This is a genomic window from Pseudomonas fluorescens (assembly GCF_902497745.1).
GTDB classification, from domain to species: domain Bacteria; phylum Pseudomonadota; class Gammaproteobacteria; order Pseudomonadales; family Pseudomonadaceae; genus Aquipseudomonas; species Aquipseudomonas fluorescens_BM.
In genome coordinates, this window is sequence record NZ_CABVHJ010000012.1 from 32,324 (window position 1) to 52,914 (window position 20,591).

Sequence of the window (20,591 nt, forward strand, 5' to 3'; positions counted from 1 at the left end):
GCCAAGTTACCAATCCCTGTAGAAAAAAATAATCACAAAATACTACGCCTCTCACCGGGTATCGGCGAGGGCAGTTCCTGGATTGCAGAGGCGTTGCCTGCGACTCAAGCATAGTCGCAAGTCAGCACCTCTGAAGATCCCAAGCGGTTCACTGCACAGTGACAGATCATTGTTGCGAAAGGACTTTTTCAACAGATACAAAAAAGGCCACTCTTTCGAGTAGCCTTTTTTGATGTTTGGTTGCGGGAGCCGGATTTGAACCGACGACCTTCGGGTTATGAGCCCGACGAGCTACCAGACTGCTCCATCCCGCGTCTGTGTGGCGGCATTTTACAGGCGAACGGCGAGGTGTCAACCGCTAATCCCGTAAAGGGTCAAATAAGTGTGCAATCGCGTCAAACGGTCGCAGGTGGCGCGTTAAGTTTCGGAAATGCAACGAATTCCTGTTTGGCGATCGCTTCTCTATATAAAGAGCAAATCCACAAAACAGACGCGCACAAAAAAGGCCACTCTTTCGAGTAGCCTTTTTTGATGTTTGGTTGCGGGAGCCGGATTTGAACCGACGACCTTCGGGTTATGAGCCCGACGAGCTACCAGACTGCTCCATCCCGCGTCTGTGTGTCGGCATTCTACAGAGGAACGCCGGGGTGTCAACCCGCAATCTGGATAAAATCTGTTGAGGTTCAATCGGTTAGCGTTCTTTCTCGGGTGTTTTTTACGCTGCAGGGCAGGTGGGACAAGGCTTTTAGCTCTATTGGTGGCCGCTCGTCGATTGAGAAAATAAATTCAAAGGACATTTCCTACCGCCTGGAAAGAACATTCATACCACTGGTGCTATATACAGGTGTCAGTGAGATACTGCAGGTCCGGCTTGCCACATTTCCTTTTCTGACATGACTCAGCGAAAAATCATCCACATCGACTGCGATTGCTTTTACGCCGCCATAGAGATGCGCGATGACCCGCGTCTGGCTAGGAAGCCGTTGGCGGTGGGTGGTTCGGCGGACCGGCGCGGGGTGATCGCCACCTGCAACTATGAAGCGCGCGCGTATGGCGTGCGTTCGGCGATGGCGTCGGGGCATGCCTTGAAACTGTGTCCGGATCTGACCATCGTCAAGCCGCGCATGGACGCCTATCGCGAAGCGTCGAAAGAAATACACACGATCTTCAGCGACTACACCGACCTGATTGAACCGCTGTCGCTGGATGAGGCCTATCTCGACGTATCCGACAGTGCGCATTTTGGCGGCAGCGCCACGCGCATCGCTCAGGACATCCGTCGCCGAGTCTCCAATCAATTGCACATCACCGTTTCTGCTGGGGTCGCGCCGAACAAGTTTCTGGCGAAAATCGCCAGCGACTGGAAAAAGCCCAACGGCTTGTTCGTTATTACGCCGGATCAGGTGGAGGATTTTGTCAGCGGTTTGCCGGTGAGTAAGTTGCACGGTGTCGGCAAGGTCACCGCCGACAAACTGGGCAGGCTCGGCATCGTCGACTGCCTGCAATTGCGCGAGTGGGACAAGCTGGCGCTGGTACGCGAATTCGGCAGTTTTGGTGAGCGACTGTGGAGTCTCGCCCGTGGGATCGATGACCGGCTGGTGCATAACGACAGTCGGCGTCAGTCGATCAGTGTGGAAAATACCTACGACGTTGATCTGCCGGACTTGCGCAGTTGCCTGGATAAATTGCCGGAGCTGTTGGAAACCCTGAAAACCCGTATGGCGCGGATCGACAGCAGTTATCGACCGGGCAAGCCGTTCGTCAAAGTGAAATTTCATGACTTTACCCAGACGACACTGGAGCAAGCCGGGGCAGGGCGGGATCTGGGCAGTTATCAGTTGATGCTGACGCAGGCGTTCAATCGCGGCGGGAAACCAGTGCGGTTGTTGGGGGTTGGGGTGAGGCTGGAGGATTTGCGCGGCGGGTTTGAGCAGATGGAGTTGTTTGAGCGGTAGATTTGCGGTGTTTGTCAGGGCCTCTTCGCGAGCAGGCTCGCTCCCACATTTGGAATGTATTCCACCCTGTGGGAGCGAGCCTGCTCGCGAAGCTTTTAGCTTTTAGCTTTTAGTTCGGACCTGGATCCGCCACCAGACGCCCGGCATCCTTGGTCAGCGACTTGAGAAACTCAGTCTGCAACTCAGGATCGTTGCGCGTCAGTTCGATCAGGCTTTGTTCCAGTTCGCTGGCTTCTTCTTCCAGACCCAGTTCCGACAGACGTTTGACCCGGTGCACCCACTGACTCACTTCGTCGTCTTCCAGGTCGTCATAAATCAGCCCGTGGGCTTCCAGCAGCTTGCCACGTAAATGACTGCTGATCATCAGCGATGAGTCCGAGTGCACGTCATCCTTGGCATCTTCGACGCTGATCTGCAGTTTGCCGACGTGATTGAGGTCATTTTCGGCAAACGGACTGTCGAGCAGGTTCAGACGCAGCACACCGTTACGATCGGTGGTCATGTCGAAGGTCTGCTTGCCAGCCTTGACCTGCACCGGGCGCTCGCTCCACGGCAGGCTCGAATACTCCGTGCGCTTGTCGCGCTGGACTTCATCGATACCGGCGAGGTTCTGTTGAGCACGACCGTTGGACTGCACGTTCATGAACGGGTTGAGCCCGGCAAAACCGTAGCTCAGCCAGTCCTTGGTGACGCTGTCCGGCAGGTTGCCGAGGGCAAACACGTTGACCACGTTGGCGCCGACGCCACCGACTACGGCCACCGCGCCCAGCGGGATCTCGTAGACCTCCCGCCAAGGCTGGTAAGGCGTGTAGCGATCGTAGCGACGCGTCACTTCGAACTCGGTGACTTCAAAAGTCTTCTGTTCGTTGATCTTCACGCGTCGCTGCGGCAGCTCAAGCTCCTTAGGCTCACCGACATCAATCTGCAGGCTATGGTCGAGTAACTTTCGCTCGACCCGCTCTTCGTGCTCGCTGCGTTGTGACATGTGATTGGCACAGCCGCTGACCAGCAGGGCACCGCACAGGGCGGTGCCTCCGAGGCCTAAGGTGTTTCGCTTGAACATGACGTCTCTATCTGGTTTCAGCGGCGGATACGGGCCTGAAGGAAGGACAATACGTCAGCCACCGGCAATGCTTGCGCTTCGCCTTCGGTACGGCTCTTGTATTCCAGGTTGCCTTCGGCGAGGCCGCGGTCGCTGACCACGATCCGGTGAGGAATGCCGATCAGCTCCATGTCCGCGAATTTGATGCCCGGGCTGGTTTTCTTGTCGCGATCGTCCAGCAGCACTTCGAAGCCGGCGGCCGTCAGTTCGGCGTACAGCTTGTCGGTGGCTTCGCGGACCTGCTCGGTTTCATAGCGCAGCGGCACCAGAGCAATCTGGAACGGCGCCAGAGTGTCGCTCCAGATGATGCCGTTTTCGTCGTTGTTCTGCTCGATGGCCGCAGCCACCACGCGGGATACGCCGATGCCGTAGCAGCCCATTTCCAGGGTAACCGGCTTGCCGTTCTCGCCCAGCACTTCGCACTTCATCGCCTTGCTGTACTTGTTGCCCAGCTGGAAGATGTGCCCGACTTCGATGCCGCGCTTGATTTCCAGTGTGCCTTTGCCGTCCGGGCTTGGGTCACCGGCGACAACATTACGCAGGTCGGCCACGGTCGGAACCGGCAGATCACGCTCCCAGTTCACGCCGAAGTAGTGCTTGTCGTCGATGTTCGCGCCGATTCCGAAATCGCTCATCAGCTCGACCGAACGGTCGATGATGATTGGCAGCGGCAGGTTCAGCGGACCGAGCGAACCGGCGCCGGCGCCGATGGCGTCACGCAGTTCGGCATCAGTGGCCATGACCAGCGGGCTGGCCACGCCAGGTTGCTGAGCAGCCTTGATTTCGTTGAGTTCATGGTCGCCACGAATCACCAGCGCGATCAGCTTGCCCTCTTCTTCGGCACGCACGATCAGGGTCTTGATGGTCTTTTCAATTGGCAGATTGAATTTTTCCACCAGGGCCGCGATGGTTTTGGTATCTGGCGTATCGACCAGGCGCAGCTCTTCAGTCGCAGCAGCGCGCGACGTTTCGCGTGGCACGGCTTCGGCTTTTTCGATGTTCGCTGCGTAGTCGGAACCGTTGCTGAAGACGATGTCGTCTTCGCCGGACTCGGCCAGTACGTGGAACTCGTGCGAACCAGCACCACCGATCGAACCGTTGTCGGCTTCAACCGGGCGGAATTTCAGACCCAGACGCGTGAAGATGTTGCAGTACGCTTCATGCATGCGGTCGTAGGTGATCTGCAACGACGCCTGATCAGCGTGGAACGAGTACGCGTCCTTCATGATGAATTCGCGACCACGCATCAAACCGAAGCGTGGGCGGATTTCGTCACGGAATTTGGTCTGGATCTGGTAAAGGTTGATTGGCAGCTGTTTGTAGCTGCTCAACTCGTTGCGCATCAGATCGGTGATCACTTCTTCGTGAGTCGGGCCCGCGCAGAAGTCGCGACCGTGGCGGTCTTTGATGCGCAGCAGTTCAGGGCCGTATTCTTCCCAGCGCCCCGATTCCTGCCACAGCTCGGCCGGTTGGGTGCTCGGCATCAACACTTCCAGAGAGCCGGCGGCGTTCATCTCTTCGCGAACGATGGCTTCAACCTTGCGCATGACTCGCAGGCCCATGGGCAGCCAGGTGTACAGGCCCGAGGCGAGTTTGCGGATCATGCCGGCGCGCAGCATCAGCTGATGGCTGATCACGACCGCGTCGGAAGGCGTTTCTTTCTGTGTGGCGAGCAAAAATTGACTGGTGCGCATGGTTGGCCGTTGTCGGTTGCTATGACTGGAAATGACTCCGCAGTGTACCGGCGAGTTTTGCCGACGTACAGGCGTGAGGTCAGTGGGGAGGCACGACGGCGGGATTCCTCCCGCCGTTGCCGAAACGTCTTACGATTCTTCTGTGACCGGCGTCGGGACAGGCTCGGGCGTTGGCGTCGGGCCTTCGCGGCGGCTCTCCTGGAACCAGTGCAGGGCGATCAGCACCAGCGTCGGCACACCGAGGAGGGCGGTGATCAGGAAGAAGCTGTGATAACCAAACTTTTCGACCAAGACCCCGGAATAACCGCCCATCAGGCGTGGCAGCAGCAGCATGATCGAACTGAGCAGGGCGTATTGGGTGGCGGAGAACTTCAGGTTGGTCAGGCTCGACAGATAGGCTACGAACGCCGACGTCGCCAGGCCCGAGCTGAAGTTGTCGAGGGAAATGGTCACCACCAGCATCTGCAGGTTCGGGCCCATGTCGGCGAGCATGACGAACAGCAGGTTGGTAGCTGCCGAGGCCGCGCCGCCGATGAACAGAATCGGCAGGATGCCGAAACGCACGATCAGCAGGCCGCCCATGCCGGCGCCAACCAGCGTCATGATCAGGCCGAAGATCTTGCTGACACTGGCGATCTGATCCTTGGTGAAACCCTGGTCGATATAGAACACGTTGGCCATGACGCCCATCACCGTGTCCGACATGCGATAGGTGGCAATCAGACCGAGCAACAGCAGTGCCTGCCAGCGATAACGCAGAATGAAATCGTTGACCGGCGTCAGCACCGGCGCCAGGCCGCGACGGCCCATGGTCGACAGGCACAGGCCGGTGAGCAGCGTATAGAGAATGGCGCGCAGGAAGGCGCGGTCTTCGAGCAGCAGGTCGAGCGGGCTCATGTCGCCGAACAGCACGCCGGCGAAATCGGTGTTGTACAGCTGAGTGAACATCGCCGGCACCGAGACCAGCAAAACGATCAGCACAAATACCGACATCAACTGATGCATGAAGGTGTAACGCCCGGCCTGCAACTGTGTGCGTAGCGGCACTGGCGGTTCGCGCATGAATAGCGTGGTCAGCAGCGCGGGCACCATCAATGCACCGAACAGTGCGTAGGTGCCGGCCCAGGCGGAATGTTGATAGTTGAAGCCAGTGGAGCCGAAGCCCTCTGCGAAGAACAGCGCACCGGCAGTCGCCAGCAGTGCTGCCACGCGATAGCCGGACATATAACTGGCGGCAAGAGCGGCCTGGCGGTTGTCCTCGGCGATTTCCAGGCGATAGGCATCCACCGCAATATCTTGAGTGGCGGAGGCAAAGGCGACGACAACGGCGATCGCGATCAGCCAGGACAAATGTTTCTGTGGATCACAGAAACCCATGCCGATCAGGCCGAGGATGACCAGTACCTGTGAGAGCACCAGCCAGGAGCGGCGACGGCCAAGCTTGCCCAGCAACGGCAGGCGCCATTGGTCGAGCAGGGGTGACCAGACCCATTTGAACGCATAGGCCAGGCCGATCAGGCTGGCATAGCCGATGGTTTCACGGGCGACGCCGGCTTCACGCAGCCAGACGGAAAGCGTTGAAAACACCAGCATGTACGGCAGGCCGGCGGCGAAACCGAGCAACAACAGCACGAGCGTCGAAGGACTGGCATAAGCGGCTAGCGCGGCGCGCCAGGTTTTACGGGGCATGGGCTGGAGTCTGCCTCAAGATTGCGAAAACAAAGCGCGCACTCTAACCGCTGTGCTCTACCGGACGCCAGCCATGGCGCTGAATATCCACACGATTGTTCAGGACGGTGATGCCTTCCATGCGCAATCGAGCCCGTTGTTCATCGCCCGAAGGGCTGCCCACCGGCAGGCTGATCCGACCGCCGGCGCCCAGCACGCGGTGCCAGGGCAGCTTGGTATCGCCGGGCAACTGGCTCAAAGTGCGGCCGACCCAGCGGGCGGCGCGCCCCAACCCGGCCAGTTCAGCTAACTGACCATAGCTGACGACTTTGCCCTCGGGCACTTGAGCGAGCGTGGAATAGAGCGCCGTGCGTCGGATTTGCGCTTCACTGTCACGGTCGTGGGGCTGCTCTGTCACGGGCGCGGTTCCTGAACATTGGCGGATTTGATGCTTCAAGGGTAATCCGTCGCGGCGTAGTTGAGAAATGAACTCAATGGAAATCGTCCGGTCAGTCCTTGTCAGGGTCTTATTCCTACGGATAATGCCGACCTTTTCGCAAACTTGAGCCCTAGATTCGCTTATGTTTTCCAGATCCTTGCTGTGCCTTGCTGTTTTCAGCGCGTCCACGCCCCTGCTTGCCGACACCGTCTGGTTGAAGAACGGTGACAAGTTGAGCGGCACCATCACCGTGTTCGATGGCGGCAAGCTGTTGATCCAGACCAAATATGCCGGTGCGGTCACCATTGACTGGAAAGAGGTCAAAACCCTGGACAGCGATCAGCATTTGCTGGTCAAACAGGATGCCTACACCGGTGAAGTGTCCAAGTCGCTTACTGCCGCCGAGGATGGCAAGGTCACTCTGGCCAACGGCGAAGCGCCGAAAACCGTCGAGCTGGCGAGCATTCAGCAGATCCTCAAGCCGAAACCGGTGGTCGAGGATCTGGTGTGGAAGGGTAATGTCGACCTGGCGCTGGACTATCAGCGCGCAGAGAAAGACACCGATGACTACGATGTCGGCTTCAAGACCACGGCCCGTCATGGGCGCTGGCGTCATACCGCCGAAGGCGAATACAACCGCGAAGTGCAGGACGACGAGACCACTACCAACAACTGGCGTGCTGAATACGCACTCGACCGCTTCCTGACTGATAAATGGTTCTGGCAGGGTCGTCTGAATTACAAGCGCGATCACATCGAAGAGCTGGCGCGTCAGCGCGTGGTCGGTACCGGTCCTGGCTACCAGTTCTGGGATGACGAGTTGGGCGCATTCTCGCTGGGCTCGCTGCTTAACCGCACCGACTACGAGTATCGCGATGGCAGCAAGGACAACTTCTACTCTGTCGCCATGAAATGGGATTACAACCGTTACCTGATCGGCAAGAAGGTCGAATTCTTCACCAACGGTGAAGTGGGCAAGCCGCTGTCCGGTGTCGCTGATTACGCGCTGGATGCTGAATTGGGGCTGCGCTACAAAGTTACCGATTGGGCCTCGCTCAACCTCAAGGCTGAGCGTGACATCATTAGCGGCACCAACGATGCGGACCTGAACAAGACCCGTTACACCGCAGGTTTTGGCGTGGCCTGGTAAGTCGCCCAAAAAAAATCGCAGCCTGGTCGGGCTGCGATTTTTTTTGCCTGTACAAAACAGGCGCCCACAAAAAAGCCCCGCTTTTAAGGGCGGGGCTCTTTTCTAAAGAAGCTACAAGTTAGATAACTTGTACTTCTTCAGCTTGCATGCCTTTCTGACCGCGGGTAGCGATGAAAGAAACCTGTTGGCCTTCTTTCAGGCTTTTGAAGCCGTCGGATTGGATAGCTTTGAAGTGAACGAACAGGTCGTCACCGGATTGTGGGGTGATGAAGCCGAAGCCTTTTTCATCGTTGAACCACTTAACGGTACCGGTTTGGCGATTAGACATGGTGTAACTCCTTGAACAAAGATAACTGCGACGCAGGAAGAACCCTGGCCGAGACTGAGTGCAAAGAGCAGGAAAAATTCTTGTAGATGGTTGGATCGAAATTCAACATATCGTGTAGAGATTCTCAGTGACACAAGCAGCACAGTGGCGCCACCTTAACCCTTTTTCCGGGACGTGCCAATGCTTCTTGCGAAGGTTTCTTTGATTTAGGGATCGGCGGTGTGACGGTTCGTCGCCAGACTGCGTAAATCATGGGGGATCGGCGAGAATTGCAGCCCGCACTTTGAACCCGGCGGCGCGCCCGGTAAGATGCCGGACAGAATTTTTCCACCTCGCTATTCAGGACACCCCGCCATGAGCATCAAATCGGACAAGTGGATTCGCCGCATGGCGCAGGAACACGGCATGATCGAACCGTTCGTCGAGCGCCAGATGCGCGGCAGCGACGACAGCCGTGTGATCTCCTACGGTGTATCGAGCTATGGCTACGATGTACGTTGCACCAATCACTTCAAGGTGTTCACCAACATTAACTCGTCCATCGTCGATCCGAAAAACTTCGACCCGGGCAGTTTCGTCGACGTCCACAGCGACGTCTGCATCATTCCGCCGAACTCTTTCGCCCTGGCCAGCACCGTTGAATACTTCCGCATTCCGCGCAATGTATTGACCATCTGCCTGGGCAAAAGCACCTACGCGCGTTGCGGCATCATCGTAAACGTCACGCCGCTCGAGCCTGAGTGGGAAGGCCACGTGACGCTGGAATTCTCCAACACCACCAACCTGCCGGCGAAGATCTACGCCAACGAAGGCGTGGCGCAGATGCTCTTCCTCGAATCCGACGAGGAATGTGAAGTGTCTTACAAGGATCGCGGCGGCAAGTACCAGGGCCAGCGTGGCGTGACCTTGCCGCGCACCTGATCGGTCCATCCGACAGATCGCGGGAATTCTTTGGCGGGCAGACACTCTATGGGGTGTACTGCCCGTTTTTGCTTTCGGCAAAACGGGCCTTCGCCGAGGAGTGCCCTATGAAGATCGATCCGCAAATCACTGCCGAACTGGCAAGGCTCGAGCCCAATCAGATTGGCGTATTGGCCTGGTCCTTGTTGGCGCATCCGCCACTTAGCATGGCCGGCGGAATTCCCGGTCAACCCGATCCCGATACCCCTAACGAACAACCGACCGAACCGGGCGAACCGACGCTTCCGGACGAGCCACCACCGGCACCGGTTGCCTGATCTGCATTGAAAACGAATGGCCAGTCAGATGAGGTCTGCAAAGACTTCAACTGACTGGCCATATTTCGTTATCGCCGACGACGAAAATCCTGCAACTGTCTTCCCGGTCAACCGCGTATCCGCCGGTAAATGCGCCGAATGCCGGGAGCAGGCTGATGCGTTCGCCGAGCCTGAAACACGCCAGGCGCAAACTCTGCCGACCCTTGCCGTGCAGCCGGTAGACCGGGTGTACGTGACCCGCCAGCACATGCCTTTCAGGGTGGGGGTCAGGTTCATGCTGCAAGGCAAATGGCCCGAGCAGCAGCGGTTCCGGCACCACCCGGATATTCAACGATTCAGGCGGATCACCTGCGCGTTGGTCGTGATTGCCGCGAATCAGCGTCATCGGCAGATCGACATGACGCGCCCGCCATTCGGCCAGTGCGCGCAAAGTCCCCACGGCATGCGAGCCGGGTCCGTGCAGGAAGTCGCCAAGAAAGATCAGTTGCCGGCAGGGCAGTTTCGCCAGTAATCGATCAATCACCGAGATATTGCTCGCCGTGGTGCCTTGCGGGACCGGTTGGCCGAGGCTGCGGTAAGCGGCGGCTTTGCCGAAATGCACATCGGCAATCAGCAATGTCTGTTGCGCCGGCCAGTACAGCGCTTTTTCCGGCAAAAGCCAAAGTTCTTCGCCGGCCAGACGCACCGGGTAGCCTGAGTTCATGGGGATTTATCCTTGTCGGCGCTATTCTCCAGATCACCCACCATCCGTCTGATCCGGTCAGCGAGCTTTTCCGAACTCATGCTTTCGCGCATGCGTTCCACCAGCAGCGGAAATCCTAGCGGTGTAGGACGTTTAACCTGATGCACGTCCAGTTTCATCCCGTTAATCCGCTCCAATGTCAGTTCCAGGCGACGAATATCCAGTTCTTCGCGTAAGACTTCTTCCCCGGCCTGGGCCAGCAACAGGTTGTCGGCATCGTATTGCTTGAATACTTCGAAAAACAAACCGCTGGATGCCTGGACCTGCCGGGTACTTTTCGGTGCACCGGGGTAACCGGCGAAGACCAGCCCGGCAATCCGCGCGATCTCGCGAAAGCGCCGCAGCGCCAGTTCGCCGGCATTCAGGCTGGCCAGAACGTCCGCTAACAAATCATCGGCATTGAAGAGATCGGCATTCAAATGCCCGACCCAGTCGATCGGCGTAGCGCTGAGCAATTCCAGGCCGTAATCGTTTACCGCGATGGAAAACGTCACGGGCTGGCGTTGACTGACGCGCCATGCCAGCAGGCTCGCCAGCCCCAGATGCACTTGGCGGCCGGCAAACGGATACAGGAAAAGGTGCCAGCCTTCGCGGGACTTCAATACTTCGGCCAACAGGTTTTCTGTGGTGGGCAAACCCGACCAGCGCATCTGGGTTTCCAGCAACGGTCGCAATGCCTGCATTTCCGGGCCGACAAACTCGCCCTGCGCGGCGGCACTGAAGCGCCTGACCACGGCCTCAGCCAATTCGTTGGAAAGGGGCATCCGTCCGCCATTCCAGCGCGGTACGGCGGCTTTCTTCGCAGTGCTGCGTTTGACGTAAGCGGTCATGTTTTCCACTCGCACCAACTCCAGCAAACGCCCGGCGAAGAGAAAACCATCACCGGGTTTGAGCCGCGCGATAAAGCCTTCCTCGACGCTACCCAACTGCTTGCCACCGCCACCCTTGCTCCAGAATTTCAAATGGATGCTCGCATCGCTGACGATGGTGCCGATGCTCATGCGATGGCGCCGCGCCAATCGCGCATCCGGTACGCGCCAGACGCCGTGCTCGTCCGGTTCGACCCGGCGATAGTCCGGATAGGCTGTCAGAGACATCCCGCCATGGCGTACGAAAGCCAGGGCCCACGCCCAATCGGCGGGTGTCAGGTCACGATATGCCCAGGCACCGCGGACCTCTTCGTACAAGTCCTCAGGAATAAAGCCACCGCCAAGGGCCATGCTGACCAAATGCTGCACCAATACATCCAGCGGTTTGAGCGGTGACAGGCGAGGTTCGATACGCCGTTGTTCGACGGCATCACGGGCGGCGGCCGCTTCGATCAATTCAAGGCTGTGCGTCGGCACCAGTGTCACTCGCGACGTGCGTCCCGGTGCATGACCGGAGCGGCCGGCGCGTTGCATCAAACGCGCGACACCTTTGGCCGAGCCGATTTGCAGCACGCGCTCGACTGGCAGGAAATCCACGCCCAGATCCAGACTCGATGTGCAGACCACGGCTTTCAGTTGGCCGTCCTTCAAGGCTTTCTCAACCCAGTCGCGAGTGTCGCGTGACAAGGAGCTGTGATGCAACGCGATCAACCCGGCCCAATCGGGTCGTGCCTCCAGCAGTGCCTGATACCAGATTTCCGATTGCGCCCGGGTGTTGGTGAACACCAGCGTGCTGGCGCAGGCATCCAGTTCAGCAACGACCTGTGGCAACATTTTCAGACCGATGTGCCCGGCCCACGGAAAACGCTCGATGGCCGGCGGGAGGAGGGTGTCAACCTTCAGCGATTTTTCGCTTAGTCCTTGAATACTGATTCCGCCGCCCTGCGGGATTAGCACCTGCTCGGCGTGGGATTGGTTACCGAGGGTCGCGGATACGCCCCAGACAATCAGATCAGGTTGCCAATGGCGCAGGCGGGCCAATGCCAATTGCAACTGCACGCCGCGCTTGTTGCCCAGCAGTTCGTGCCACTCATCGACGACGATCATGCGCAAACTCGACAGCGCGACTTGTGCGTCGGCGCGGGCCAGCAGCAGCGTCAGGCTTTCCGGCGTGGTGATCAGCGTGGTCGGCAGGCGTCGGCTTTGGCGGGCGCGTTCGCTGCTGCTGGTGTCACCGGTGCGCAGGCCGATGCTCCACGGGATCTGCAGATCATCGACCGGGGTTTGCAGGGCGCGCGCAGTATCGGCGGCGAGCGCGCGCATGGGGGTGATCCACAGCACTGTCAGCGGTTCGGCCGGCGGTTTGCGTTTGCGTGAGGTTTCGATGGGAGGCTGCGAGCGAGCGAAACGACTGAGTGCGGCGAACCACACCGCATAGGTTTTACCGGCACCGGTGCTGGCGTGGAGCAGACCGGATTCGCCGTTTTTGACCGCCGCCCACACCTGTTTCTGAAAGGCGAACGGCTTCCAGTCGCGGGCGCTGAACCAGATTTTTGCCAGGTCGGGGGATTTCGCCATGCGGGCTGCGCGCGCTCTGGAGGGGTTCTTCCAGTGACCACGCAGCGGGCGGACAAGTTTGATTTTTGTAGACGATGGAAAACGAATGTGGGAGCGAGCCTGCTCGCGAATGCGGTGTGTCAGCCAACAATTTCTTAACTGACACACCGCTTTCGCGAGCAGGCTCGCTCCCACAGGGGGGCGTTGTACGGCGCTATTTGAGGTTACCGCTGAGAAATTGCTTGAGGCGTTCGCTTTTCGGGTTGCCGAGTACATCCTCGGGCGCGCCTTCTTCTTCCACCAAGCCTTGGTGCAGGAACAGTACCTGGCTGGAGACTTTCCGGGCGAAACTCATCTCATGGGTCACCATGATCATCGTCCTGCCTTCTTCCGCCAACCCTTGAATCACCTTCAACACTTCGCCGACCAATTCCGGGTCGAGCGCCGAAGTCGGCTCATCAAACAGCATCACCTCCGGTTCCATCGCCAACGCCCGGGCAATCGCCACGCGTTGCTGCTGGCCGCCAGAAAGAAACGCCGGATATTGATCGGCCACCCGTGCTGGCAAACCAACCTTGTCCAGATAACGCCGCGCGCGATCGTCGGCCTCCTGTTTGCTGCAACCCAGCACCCGGCGCGGGGCCATGGTGATGTTTTCCAGCACGGTCATGTGGCTCCACAGGTTGAAATGCTGGAACACCATCGCCAGACGTGTGCGCAAACGTTGCAGTTCATCGGCGTCGGCGACGTGCATGCCGTGACGGTCGGTGACCATGCGGATCGCCTGGCCATCGAGGCTCATGGCGCCATCATTGGGTTGTTCGAGAAAATTGATGCAGCGCAAGAAGGTGCTTTTGCCCGAGCCGCTGGCGCCGATCAGGCTGATCACGTCGCCGGTCTTGGCCTTGAGCGAAACGCCTTTGAGCACCTGATGGTCGCCATAGCTTTTATGCAGGCCTTCAACGGTCAGTTTGTACATGGGACAGACATCCTCAAGGCGAAAGTAGGTAGCCGCTGCGATAGGCCTCAGCGCCCGCAACATGGGCGATGACCATGCCGGCAGTGGCCATGCGTCGCAGCGAACGGGCGTACATCACGCCGGCACTGGTGCAATGAATGGGTGTGACCCGGTCGTGGATCGGGTCGATGATTTCGGCGATCTGTTGCCCGGCTTCCAGAACCTGCCCCGCGGTGGCGGTGTACACCAGCAGGCCGCCGACCGGGGTGGTCACCGGTTCCACGCCAGCCAGTGGCGTGGCGGGGAACGGCAGCGGCGGTTGCGGTTTGGTCTCGCCGACGATCGCATCAGACTGGATCAGGTAATCGATCAGCGCCTGGCAGTCGCGACTGGCCAGCGGATGGGTAACGTCACCCTGGCCGCGCAACTCGACGGTCACCGAGAAACTACCCAGCGGAATTTCGAAGTGTTCGCCGAAGCGTTCCTTCAATTGCCACCACAGCAGGGTGAAGCATTCGTCGAACGACTGTCCGCCGGAGTCGGTGGCCAGCAGGCTCGCCTGCGCTTCGATGTAGCGCGCCAGCGGTTCGACCTGCGGCCACGCTTCGGGCGTGGTGTAAAGATGCACCACAGATTCGAAATCGCAGTGCAAGTCCAGCACCATATCCGCGTCGCAGGCCAGCCGTTGCAGAGTCAGACGCTGGGATTGCAGTTGCGTGCTGGCAGTCTGGCGGGCGAGGGCGTTGCGCAGATGCGTGCGGATCAGTTCGAGGTTGTGCTGCGGATCGTCATTCAGCTTGCCCTCGATGGCGTTGCCGATCTCTTCACTCAGGTCGACGAACCAGCGATTGAAGTTCTGCCCGCTCTCCAGTTCGTAGCGGCCCAGTGGCACGTCCATCAACACTTGCTCGAGGCCAACCGGGTTGGCTACCGGCACCAGCACGATTTCGCTGCGCAGGCGGCCGGCGGCTTCCAGCTCGGCCAGACGTTGCTTGAGGTGCCAGGCGACGAGCATGCCCGGCAGTTCGTCGGCATGCAGCGAAGACTGGATGTAGACCTTGCCCTTGGCCTGCTCCGGGCCGAAGTGGAAGCTGTGGATCTGTCGTGCGGTCCCCGGCAGCGGGGCCAGCAAGTCATGGATCAGGTGGCGCATTTGCAGAGTTGTCCTAGTGAGTCGGGCCGAGGAAGGCCAGCCATCGGCGTTCGGCAAGGCGGAACAGGCCGACCAGCGCAAAGGTGATGGTCAGGTAGATCAGCGCGGCGATGCCGAACGACTGAAAGGTCAGGAAGGTCGCCGAGTTGGCGTCCCGGGCGACTTTCAGAATGTCAGGGATGGTCGCGGTGAAGGCCACGGTGGTCGAGTGCAGCATCAGGATCACTTCGTTGCTGTAATACGGCAACGAACGGCGCAGGGCCGAGGGCATGATCACGTAGGCATACAGCTTCCAGCCGGTTAGCCCGTAAGCCTTGGCGGCTTCGACTTCGCCGTGGTTCATGCTGCGAATCGCCCCGGCGAAAATCTCCGTGGTGTAGGCGCAGGTGTTCAGGGCGAAGGCGAGGATCGTGCAGTTCATCGCATCGCGAAAGAAACTGTCGAGCAATGGCTGCGCACGCACGGCGGCGAGGCTGTAGATCCCGGTGTAGCAAATCAGCAACTGGATATACAGCGGCGTGCCACGGAACAGGTAGGTGTAAAACTGCACCGGCCAGCGAATGTAGAAGTGCGGCGAAACTCGCGCAATCGACAACGGAATCGACACCAGGAAACCGATGAAGATCGAGGCGCTGAGCAGCCACATCGTCATTGCCAGCCCGGTGATGTTCTGGCCGTCGGTATAAAGGAAGGCGCGCCAGTATTCCTGCAGAAGTTCGATCATCGTACGGCCTCCCGGGCACCGGCGGCGTAGCGGCGTTCGAGCCAGCGCAGGATGAAGTTCGAGGCACTGGTGATCAACAGGTAGATCAACGCGGCGAGCACCAGGAAGTAGAACAGTTGATAGGTGCTTTTACCGGCGTCTTGCGCGGCTTTGACCAGATCGGCCAGACCAATGATCGACACCAGCGCCGTGGCCTTGAGCATCACCATCCAGTTGTTGCCGATGCCCGGCAAGGCGAAACGCATCATTTGCGGGAACACCACAAAGCGGAAGCGCTGGCCGCGTTTGAGGCCATACGCGGTGGCGGCTTCAACCTGACCGCGCGGCACGGCGAGGATCGCGCCACGGAAGGTTTCGGTGAAATACGCGCCATAGATGAAGCCCAGGGTCAGCACCCCGGCGCTGAACGGGTCAATCTCGATGTATTCCCATTCCATGTAGTCGGTCAGGGTCGTCAGCCAGGTTTGCAGGCTGTAGAAAATCAGCAGCATCAGCACCAGATCCGGCACCCCGCGAATCAACGTGGTGTAGAGCTGGGCGGGCAGGCGCACCAGTTTGACTTTTGACAGCTTGGCACTGGCGCCGAGCAGGCCGAGCAACACGGCCACCAGCAGCGACAACGCCGATAATTTGATGGTCATCCAGGTGCCTTGCAACAGCAACGGGCCAAAGCCCTTGAGGCTGAAGGCGGCGAGCCCCAGATTTTGTAAGAGGTTTTCGAACATAAATCAGCAACCTGAGCGGATGGAAAAGGCGCCCATCGAGGATGGGCGCCGGGGCATTATTTGCCGCTGTACAGATTCAGATCGCCAAAGTGTTTCTTTTGAATCTCGGCGTATTTGCCGTCGTCGTGTAACGCTTTGATACCTTTATCTAAAAGCGCTTTCAGCTCAGTGTTACCTTTCTTAATACCGACAGCGGTTTTGGCTGGCAGCAATTCGCTGTCGACTGGCTTGCTGACGTCATAGTCGGCGCCCTGTGGCGACTTCAAAAAGCCCAGTTCCGCTTGCAGCATGTCCTGGATACCGGCGTCGAGACGGCCGGAGGTCAGGTCGGAGTACACCTGATCCTGGTTCTGATAGGCCTGGGTTTTCACGCCGGCCTTGTCCAGCACGGCTTTGGCGTAGGCTTCCTGAATGGTGCCCTGCTCGTAACCAACGGTTTTGCCCTTCAGGGACGCGACGTCGGCGGTGATGCCGGAGCCTTTTTTCGACACGTAAGCGGTCGGGCCGGAGAACAGTTCGCTGGAGAAGTCGATGACTTTTTCGCGGGCCGGGGTCACGGTCATCGACGAGATCACACCGTCGAATTTGTTGGCCTTGAGGCCCGGAATCATGCCGTCAAAGTCACTTTCGACCCACTTGCACTTGACCTTCAGTTCGGCGCAGATCGCGTTGCCCAGGTCGATGTCGAAGCCCACCAGGCTGCCGTCGGCCGCTTTCGACTCAAACGGTGCGTACGAAGGGTCAACGCCAAAGCGCAGCTCTTTGTATTCCTTGGCCAGCGCGGAGCCAGCGGCCATGCACAACGCCAGTGCAGAAAGGGTCAGCAATGCTTTTTTCATTATTCAATCCCTAAGAACCAATATGAGCGCTTGTGGCGCAGAATTATTGTTACTGGAACGCGTACGACCTATAGAAAGTAGCAATTTCCGAACCAGAGTCCCGAACAAGTGTTTTAAAAGGTTGGCGCAGCGATTGGATGAGCGAGTCAGTGCCCGCAAACGGGCACTGAAAATAGCTTGCACTGATTCAGGGCTGACCGTTCCCACGCTCTGCGTGGAAATGCAGCCCGGGACGCTCCGCGTCCCATCCAGAGCCGAACGCGGAGCGTCCGTTGAGACATTCCCACGCGGAGCGTAGGAACGATCTTCGCGTCATGTTGAACTCAGGCGAGAAGATCCTGCAATGTGGCTAGGCTATCCGCCTCGTCCACGGTTTTATCCTGGCGCCAGCGCAGCATCCGTGGAAACCGCACGGCGATCCCGCTCTTGTGTCGCCGCGAAAGGGCGATGCCCTCGAAACCCAGCTCAAACACCAGGCTCGGTTTCACGCTGCTCACCGGGCCGAATTTCTCCACGGTGGTCTTGCGTACGATGCTGTCGACCTGGCGCATTTCCGCATCGGTCAGCCCCGAATAGGCTTTGGCAAACGGCACCAGCGCGCGTTGGCTGGACTCGGGCGGACCGTCCCACACGGCAAAGGTGTAATCACTGTACAGACTGGCCCGCCGACCATGGCCGCGCTGCGCGTAAATCAACACGGCATCGACACTGAACGGATCAACTTTCCACTTCCACCACACGCCCATGTCCTTGGTGCGTCCGACGCCGTACAGGGAATCTCGCGCCTTGAGCATCATGCCTTCAACACCCAAGCGCCGTGAGGACTCGCGCTGGCGGGCGAGGTCGAACCAATCAGTGCCGCTCAGCACTGGTGAGGGCAGCAGCACCGGGCTGTTGCAGCGGGCGATGACCTCTTCCAGTTGCGCGCGGCGCTTGGCTTGCGGCTGGTTGCGCCAGTCTTCGCCCTGCCATTCGAGCAAGTCGTAGGCGAGCACCACCACAGGTACGTCTTCGAGGATTTTCTTGTCGAGAGTCTTGCGGCCTATACGTTGTTGCAGCAGGGCGAAGGGTTGCACTGCGGGAGGTTCGGTCGATTGCGGATCGAAGGCGTCTTCAGTGCGCGGATGCGTGCTTTTCCACACGACGATCTCGCCGTCGATCACCGTGCCATCGGGCAGTCCGTGCACGAGCACATCAAGTTCGGGAAAGCGCTCGGTGACCAGTTCCTCGCCCCGCGACCAGACCCACAACCGGCCTTCACGCTTGACCACTTGCGCGCGGATGCCATCCCATTTCCATTCAATCTGCCAGTCGCTGGCCGGGCCGATCAGCGCTTCGAATTCTTCCACCGGTTGCGACAAGGCATGGGCGAGGAAGAACGGATACGGCTGACCGCCACGCTGGGCATGTTCATCGCTGGATTCAGGGGCAATCAGCTTCAGGTAACTGGCGGCGCTCGGCCGGTTGGACAGATCGGTATAACCGACCAGACGTTGCGCCACGCGCTTGCTGTCCAGCCCGGCCATTGCAGCCAAGGCTCGGGTGACCAGCAATTTCGACACGCCAACCCGGAAACTGCCGGTGATCAATTTGATGCACAGCATCAGGCTTGATCGGTCCAGTTGCGCCCACAGGGCGGGCAGTTGTCGGTTCAGGTATTCCGGTGTTTCACCGCGCAGCGGCAGGAGTTTGTCTTCGATCCACTCGGCGAGGCCGGCGTCGGAACTGTGCGGGTTTTCCGCGAGCACCAGCGAAATGGTCTCCGCGAGGTCACCGACGGCTTGATAACTTTCTTCGAACAACCACGGTTCCAGGCCGGAAATCTCGACAGCCAGTTCGCGCAGGACTCTCACTGGCACCAGCTGCCGGGGCCGGCCACCGGACAGGAAGTACACGGCCCACGCAGCGTCATGGGGTTCGGCCTGGGCGAAGTAGGTTTGCATCGCCGCCAGTTTGGCGTTGCTTGACGTGGTCGCGTCGAGTTCAGCGTACAACTCGGCGAATGCTTTCATGCTGGCATCTCGGCGATGGTCGGTTCGGCAGCGATGTTTTCTTCTTCGTCATCGCCGTATTCGGTGTTGAAACCTTGGGCATCCAGGCCTTTTTCACGCAGATGCCGCACCAGCACGCCAATCGAGCCGTGGGTGACCATCACCCGTTCCGCGCCGGTCTGTTCGATGGCCCACAACAGACCGGGCCAGTCGGCGTGATCGGAGAGCACGAAACCGCGATCGACACCGCGCCGCCGGCGGGTGCCGCGCAAACGCATCCAGCCGCTGGCAAACGCGTCGCTGAACTCGCCAAAACGACGCATCCAGCTGCTGCCTCCCGCCGAGGGCGGGGCGATGACCAGAGCCTGGCGCATGATCGGGTCGCTTTTCTTCACGTCGCCGGCGTAGATCGTCGGCGGCAGGTACACGCCAGCCTCGCGGTAGACCCGATTCAGCGGCTCGACGGCGCCGTGACTGAGGATCGGGCCGAGGCTTGCGTCGATACCGTGGAGAATCCGCTGGGCCTTGCCGAATGAGTAACAGAACAACACGCTGGCTTTGCCGGCGGCAATGTTCGCTGCCCACCACAGATTGATCTCGCTGAACACCTGCGCCTGTGGCTGCCAGCGGTAGATCGGCAGGCCGAAGGTCGATTCGGTGATAAAGGTGTGGCAGCGCACCGGTTCGAATGGGGCGCAGGTGCCGTCGGGTTCGATTTTGTAATCGCCGGACGCCACCCAGACTTCGCCACCGTATTCCAGACGCACCTGCGCCGAGCCGAGAACGTGCCCGGCCGGATGAAAACTCAAGGTGACACCGTGATGCGTCAGGCGCTGGCCGTAGGCGAGGGTTTGCAGGTTGATGTCCTGCCCCAGTCGCGCGCGCAGAATCCCTTCGCTGGCGCTGCTGGCGAGGTAATTCTGGTTGCCGGTGCGCGCGTGATCGCCGTGGGCATGGGTAATCACCGAGCGCTCGACGGGGCGCCACGGGTCAATGTAGAAATCTCCCGCAGGGCAATAAAGGCCTTCGGGGCGGGCGATAACAAGATCCATGTCGTTACCAGAAATGGGGGGCTTGTTAGCTATGAGGTTGGCGTGTGTCCGGAAGTTCTATCGACTTTGAAGGGCAACCCTCACCCCAGCCCTCTCCCGGAGGGAGAGGGGGTCGACCGAGGTGTCTGGGAGAGCTACGCCGACGTGAAATACCGAGTCGAACACAGATTCTGGACCAGAGCAAAAGCCCCTCACCCCAGCCCTCTCCCGGAGGGAGAGGGGGTCGACTGAGGTGTCTGGCCAGCTACATCGACCTGAAAGACCGAGTCGATTACGGATTCGGCAAGGCACGAACCGAGTTGATTATGGATTCGGCAGTGCCCGTTCAGGTCGGCGTATATCTCCAGCAACCCCCAATCAGTCCCCTCTCCCTTTGGGAGAGGGTTAGGGTGAGGGGCTTTTGATGT

The 20,591-nt window shown here is 59.3% G+C and carries 18 protein-coding genes and 2 tRNA genes; 4 read left to right on the plus strand and 16 right to left on the minus strand.

What is annotated here, in order from left to right; translation table 11 throughout:
• Nucleotides 1-237: 237 nt before the first annotated feature.
• Nucleotides 238-314, minus strand: a tRNA-Met gene (locus F8N44_RS18950).
• 222 nt (nucleotides 315-536) lie between these two features.
• A tRNA-Met gene (locus F8N44_RS18955) sits at nucleotides 537-613 on the minus strand.
• A gap of 280 nt (nucleotides 614-893) precedes the next feature.
• Between F8N44_RS18955 and dinB the strand changes: the two genes are divergently transcribed.
• Nucleotides 894-1,955, plus strand: a complete 1,062-nt coding sequence (dinB, locus tag F8N44_RS18960) for a DNA polymerase IV (protein ID WP_150651370.1) — start codon at nucleotides 894-896, stop codon at nucleotides 1,953-1,955.
• Between the two features lie 109 nt (nucleotides 1,956-2,064).
• On the opposite strand, the gene F8N44_RS18965 is transcribed toward dinB, so the two are convergent.
• The 4 genes from F8N44_RS18965 to F8N44_RS18980 form a co-directional block, all read right to left on the minus strand.
• Complete coding sequence (locus F8N44_RS18965) at nucleotides 2,065-3,018, minus strand: hypothetical protein (protein WP_077571384.1); 954 nt, start codon at nucleotides 3,016-3,018, stop codon at nucleotides 2,065-2,067.
• 17 nt (nucleotides 3,019-3,035) lie between these two features.
• Nucleotides 3,036-4,751, minus strand: a complete 1,716-nt coding sequence (locus tag F8N44_RS18970; RefSeq protein ID WP_150651371.1) for a proline--tRNA ligase — start codon at nucleotides 4,749-4,751, stop codon at nucleotides 3,036-3,038.
• 129 nt (nucleotides 4,752-4,880) lie between these two features.
• Nucleotides 4,881-6,440: an AmpG family muropeptide MFS transporter gene (locus F8N44_RS18975; RefSeq protein ID WP_150651372.1), complete on the minus strand. Its 1,560-nt coding sequence runs from the start codon at nucleotides 6,438-6,440 to the stop codon at nucleotides 4,881-4,883.
• A gap of 43 nt (nucleotides 6,441-6,483) precedes the next feature.
• A complete protein-coding gene (locus F8N44_RS18980) occupies nucleotides 6,484-6,864 on the minus strand; it encodes an MGMT family protein (RefSeq protein ID WP_401045952.1) in 381 nt (126 codons plus the stop codon).
• A 136-nt stretch (nucleotides 6,865-7,000) separates the two neighbouring features.
• Between F8N44_RS18980 and F8N44_RS18985 the strand changes: the two genes are divergently transcribed.
• A complete protein-coding gene (locus tag F8N44_RS18985; RefSeq protein ID WP_007918617.1) occupies nucleotides 7,001-8,008 on the plus strand; it encodes a DUF481 domain-containing protein in 1,008 nt (335 codons plus the stop codon).
• A 118-nt stretch (nucleotides 8,009-8,126) separates the two neighbouring features.
• On the opposite strand, the gene F8N44_RS18990 is transcribed toward F8N44_RS18985, so the two are convergent.
• Nucleotides 8,127-8,336, minus strand: coding sequence for a cold-shock protein (locus F8N44_RS18990; protein ID WP_002554837.1), 210 nt, complete (start codon nucleotides 8,334-8,336; stop codon nucleotides 8,127-8,129).
• A 354-nt stretch (nucleotides 8,337-8,690) separates the two neighbouring features.
• Here F8N44_RS18990 and dcd point away from each other — a divergent pair, with 354 nt between their 5' ends.
• A complete protein-coding gene (gene dcd / locus F8N44_RS18995; RefSeq protein WP_007918616.1) occupies nucleotides 8,691-9,257 on the plus strand; it encodes a dCTP deaminase in 567 nt (188 codons plus the stop codon).
• A 107-nt stretch (nucleotides 9,258-9,364) separates the two neighbouring features.
• Entirely contained in the window at nucleotides 9,365-9,574 is a 210-nt protein-coding gene (locus F8N44_RS19000) for a hypothetical protein (protein ID WP_007918615.1), read from the plus strand.
• A gap of 46 nt (nucleotides 9,575-9,620) precedes the next feature.
• Here F8N44_RS19000 and pdeM read toward each other — a convergent pair whose 3' ends face one another.
• From pdeM to F8N44_RS19045, 9 genes are all read right to left on the minus strand, one after another.
• On the minus strand, nucleotides 9,621-10,277 hold the full coding sequence (gene pdeM, locus F8N44_RS19005; protein ID WP_150651373.1) for a ligase-associated DNA damage response endonuclease PdeM: 657 nt from the start codon (nucleotides 10,275-10,277) through the stop codon (nucleotides 9,621-9,623).
• Nucleotides 10,274-12,763, minus strand: coding sequence for a ligase-associated DNA damage response DEXH box helicase (locus tag F8N44_RS19010; protein ID WP_150651374.1), 2,490 nt, complete (start codon nucleotides 12,761-12,763; stop codon nucleotides 10,274-10,276). Before F8N44_RS19010 ends, pdeM begins: the two co-directional genes overlap by 4 nt.
• A 193-nt stretch (nucleotides 12,764-12,956) precedes the next feature.
• Nucleotides 12,957-13,721: an ABC transporter ATP-binding protein gene (locus tag F8N44_RS19015; protein WP_034154958.1), complete on the minus strand. Its 765-nt coding sequence runs from the start codon at nucleotides 13,719-13,721 to the stop codon at nucleotides 12,957-12,959.
• A 13-nt stretch (nucleotides 13,722-13,734) separates the two neighbouring features.
• Nucleotides 13,735-14,853, minus strand: a complete 1,119-nt coding sequence (locus tag F8N44_RS19020) for a succinylglutamate desuccinylase/aspartoacylase family protein (protein ID WP_150651375.1) — start codon at nucleotides 14,851-14,853, stop codon at nucleotides 13,735-13,737.
• Nucleotides 14,854-14,866: 13 nt separating this feature from the next.
• Nucleotides 14,867-15,577: an ABC transporter permease gene (locus tag F8N44_RS19025; protein WP_034154960.1), complete on the minus strand. Its 711-nt coding sequence runs from the start codon at nucleotides 15,575-15,577 to the stop codon at nucleotides 14,867-14,869.
• On the minus strand, nucleotides 15,574-16,302 hold the full coding sequence (locus F8N44_RS19030; protein WP_122600778.1) for an ABC transporter permease: 729 nt from the start codon (nucleotides 16,300-16,302) through the stop codon (nucleotides 15,574-15,576). The genes F8N44_RS19025 and F8N44_RS19030 overlap by 4 nt, the downstream gene beginning before the upstream one ends.
• Nucleotides 16,303-16,358: 56 nt before the next feature.
• Nucleotides 16,359-17,141, minus strand: coding sequence for a transporter substrate-binding domain-containing protein (locus F8N44_RS19035; RefSeq protein ID WP_150651376.1), 783 nt, complete (start codon nucleotides 17,139-17,141; stop codon nucleotides 16,359-16,361).
• 323 nt (nucleotides 17,142-17,464) lie between these two features.
• Complete coding sequence (locus F8N44_RS19040) at nucleotides 17,465-19,153, minus strand: ATP-dependent DNA ligase (protein ID WP_150651377.1); 1,689 nt, start codon at nucleotides 19,151-19,153, stop codon at nucleotides 17,465-17,467.
• A complete protein-coding gene (locus F8N44_RS19045) occupies nucleotides 19,150-20,184 on the minus strand; it encodes a ligase-associated DNA damage response exonuclease (RefSeq protein WP_150651378.1) in 1,035 nt (344 codons plus the stop codon). Before F8N44_RS19045 ends, F8N44_RS19040 begins: the two co-directional genes overlap by 4 nt.
• Between the last annotated feature and the right edge of the window lie 407 nt (nucleotides 20,185-20,591).

What these genes read in the sequence shown, in the direction of transcription:
- F8N44_RS18965 (WP_077571384.1), bottom strand. Translation starts at nt 3,018, where the DNA reads ATGTTCAAGCGAAACACCTTAGGCCTCGGAGGCACCGCCCTGTGCGGT.
- F8N44_RS19030 (WP_122600778.1), bottom strand. Translation starts at nt 16,302, where the DNA reads ATGTTCGAAAACCTCTTACAAAATCTGGGGCTCGCCGCCTTCAGCCTC.
- F8N44_RS18975 (WP_150651372.1), bottom strand. Translation starts at nt 6,440, where the DNA reads ATGCCCCGTAAAACCTGGCGCGCCGCGCTAGCCGCTTATGCCAGTCCT.
- F8N44_RS19045 (WP_150651378.1), bottom strand. Translation starts at nt 20,184, where the DNA reads ATGGATCTTGTTATCGCCCGCCCCGAAGGCCTTTATTGCCCTGCGGGA.
- F8N44_RS19025 (WP_034154960.1), bottom strand. Translation starts at nt 15,577, where the DNA reads ATGATCGAACTTCTGCAGGAATACTGGCGCGCCTTCCTTTATACCGAC.
- F8N44_RS19015 (WP_034154958.1), bottom strand. Translation starts at nt 13,721, where the DNA reads ATGTACAAACTGACCGTTGAAGGCCTGCATAAAAGCTATGGCGACCAT.
- dinB (WP_150651370.1), top strand. Translation starts at nt 894, where the DNA reads ATGACTCAGCGAAAAATCATCCACATCGACTGCGATTGCTTTTACGCC.
- pdeM (WP_150651373.1), bottom strand. Translation starts at nt 10,277, where the DNA reads ATGAACTCAGGCTACCCGGTGCGTCTGGCCGGCGAAGAACTTTGGCTT.
- F8N44_RS19040 (WP_150651377.1), bottom strand. Translation starts at nt 19,153, where the DNA reads ATGAAAGCATTCGCCGAGTTGTACGCTGAACTCGACGCGACCACGTCA.
- dcd (WP_007918616.1), top strand. Translation starts at nt 8,691, where the DNA reads ATGAGCATCAAATCGGACAAGTGGATTCGCCGCATGGCGCAGGAACAC.
- F8N44_RS19010 (WP_150651374.1), bottom strand. Translation starts at nt 12,763, where the DNA reads ATGGCGAAATCCCCCGACCTGGCAAAAATCTGGTTCAGCGCCCGCGAC.
- F8N44_RS19020 (WP_150651375.1), bottom strand. Translation starts at nt 14,853, where the DNA reads ATGCGCCACCTGATCCATGACTTGCTGGCCCCGCTGCCGGGGACCGCA.
- F8N44_RS19035 (WP_150651376.1), bottom strand. Translation starts at nt 17,141, where the DNA reads ATGAAAAAAGCATTGCTGACCCTTTCTGCACTGGCGTTGTGCATGGCC.
- F8N44_RS18990 (WP_002554837.1), bottom strand. Translation starts at nt 8,336, where the DNA reads ATGTCTAATCGCCAAACCGGTACCGTTAAGTGGTTCAACGATGAAAAA.
- F8N44_RS18970 (WP_150651371.1), bottom strand. Translation starts at nt 4,751, where the DNA reads ATGCGCACCAGTCAATTTTTGCTCGCCACACAGAAAGAAACGCCTTCC.
- F8N44_RS18985 (WP_007918617.1), top strand. Translation starts at nt 7,001, where the DNA reads ATGTTTTCCAGATCCTTGCTGTGCCTTGCTGTTTTCAGCGCGTCCACG.
- F8N44_RS19000 (WP_007918615.1), top strand. Translation starts at nt 9,365, where the DNA reads ATGAAGATCGATCCGCAAATCACTGCCGAACTGGCAAGGCTCGAGCCC.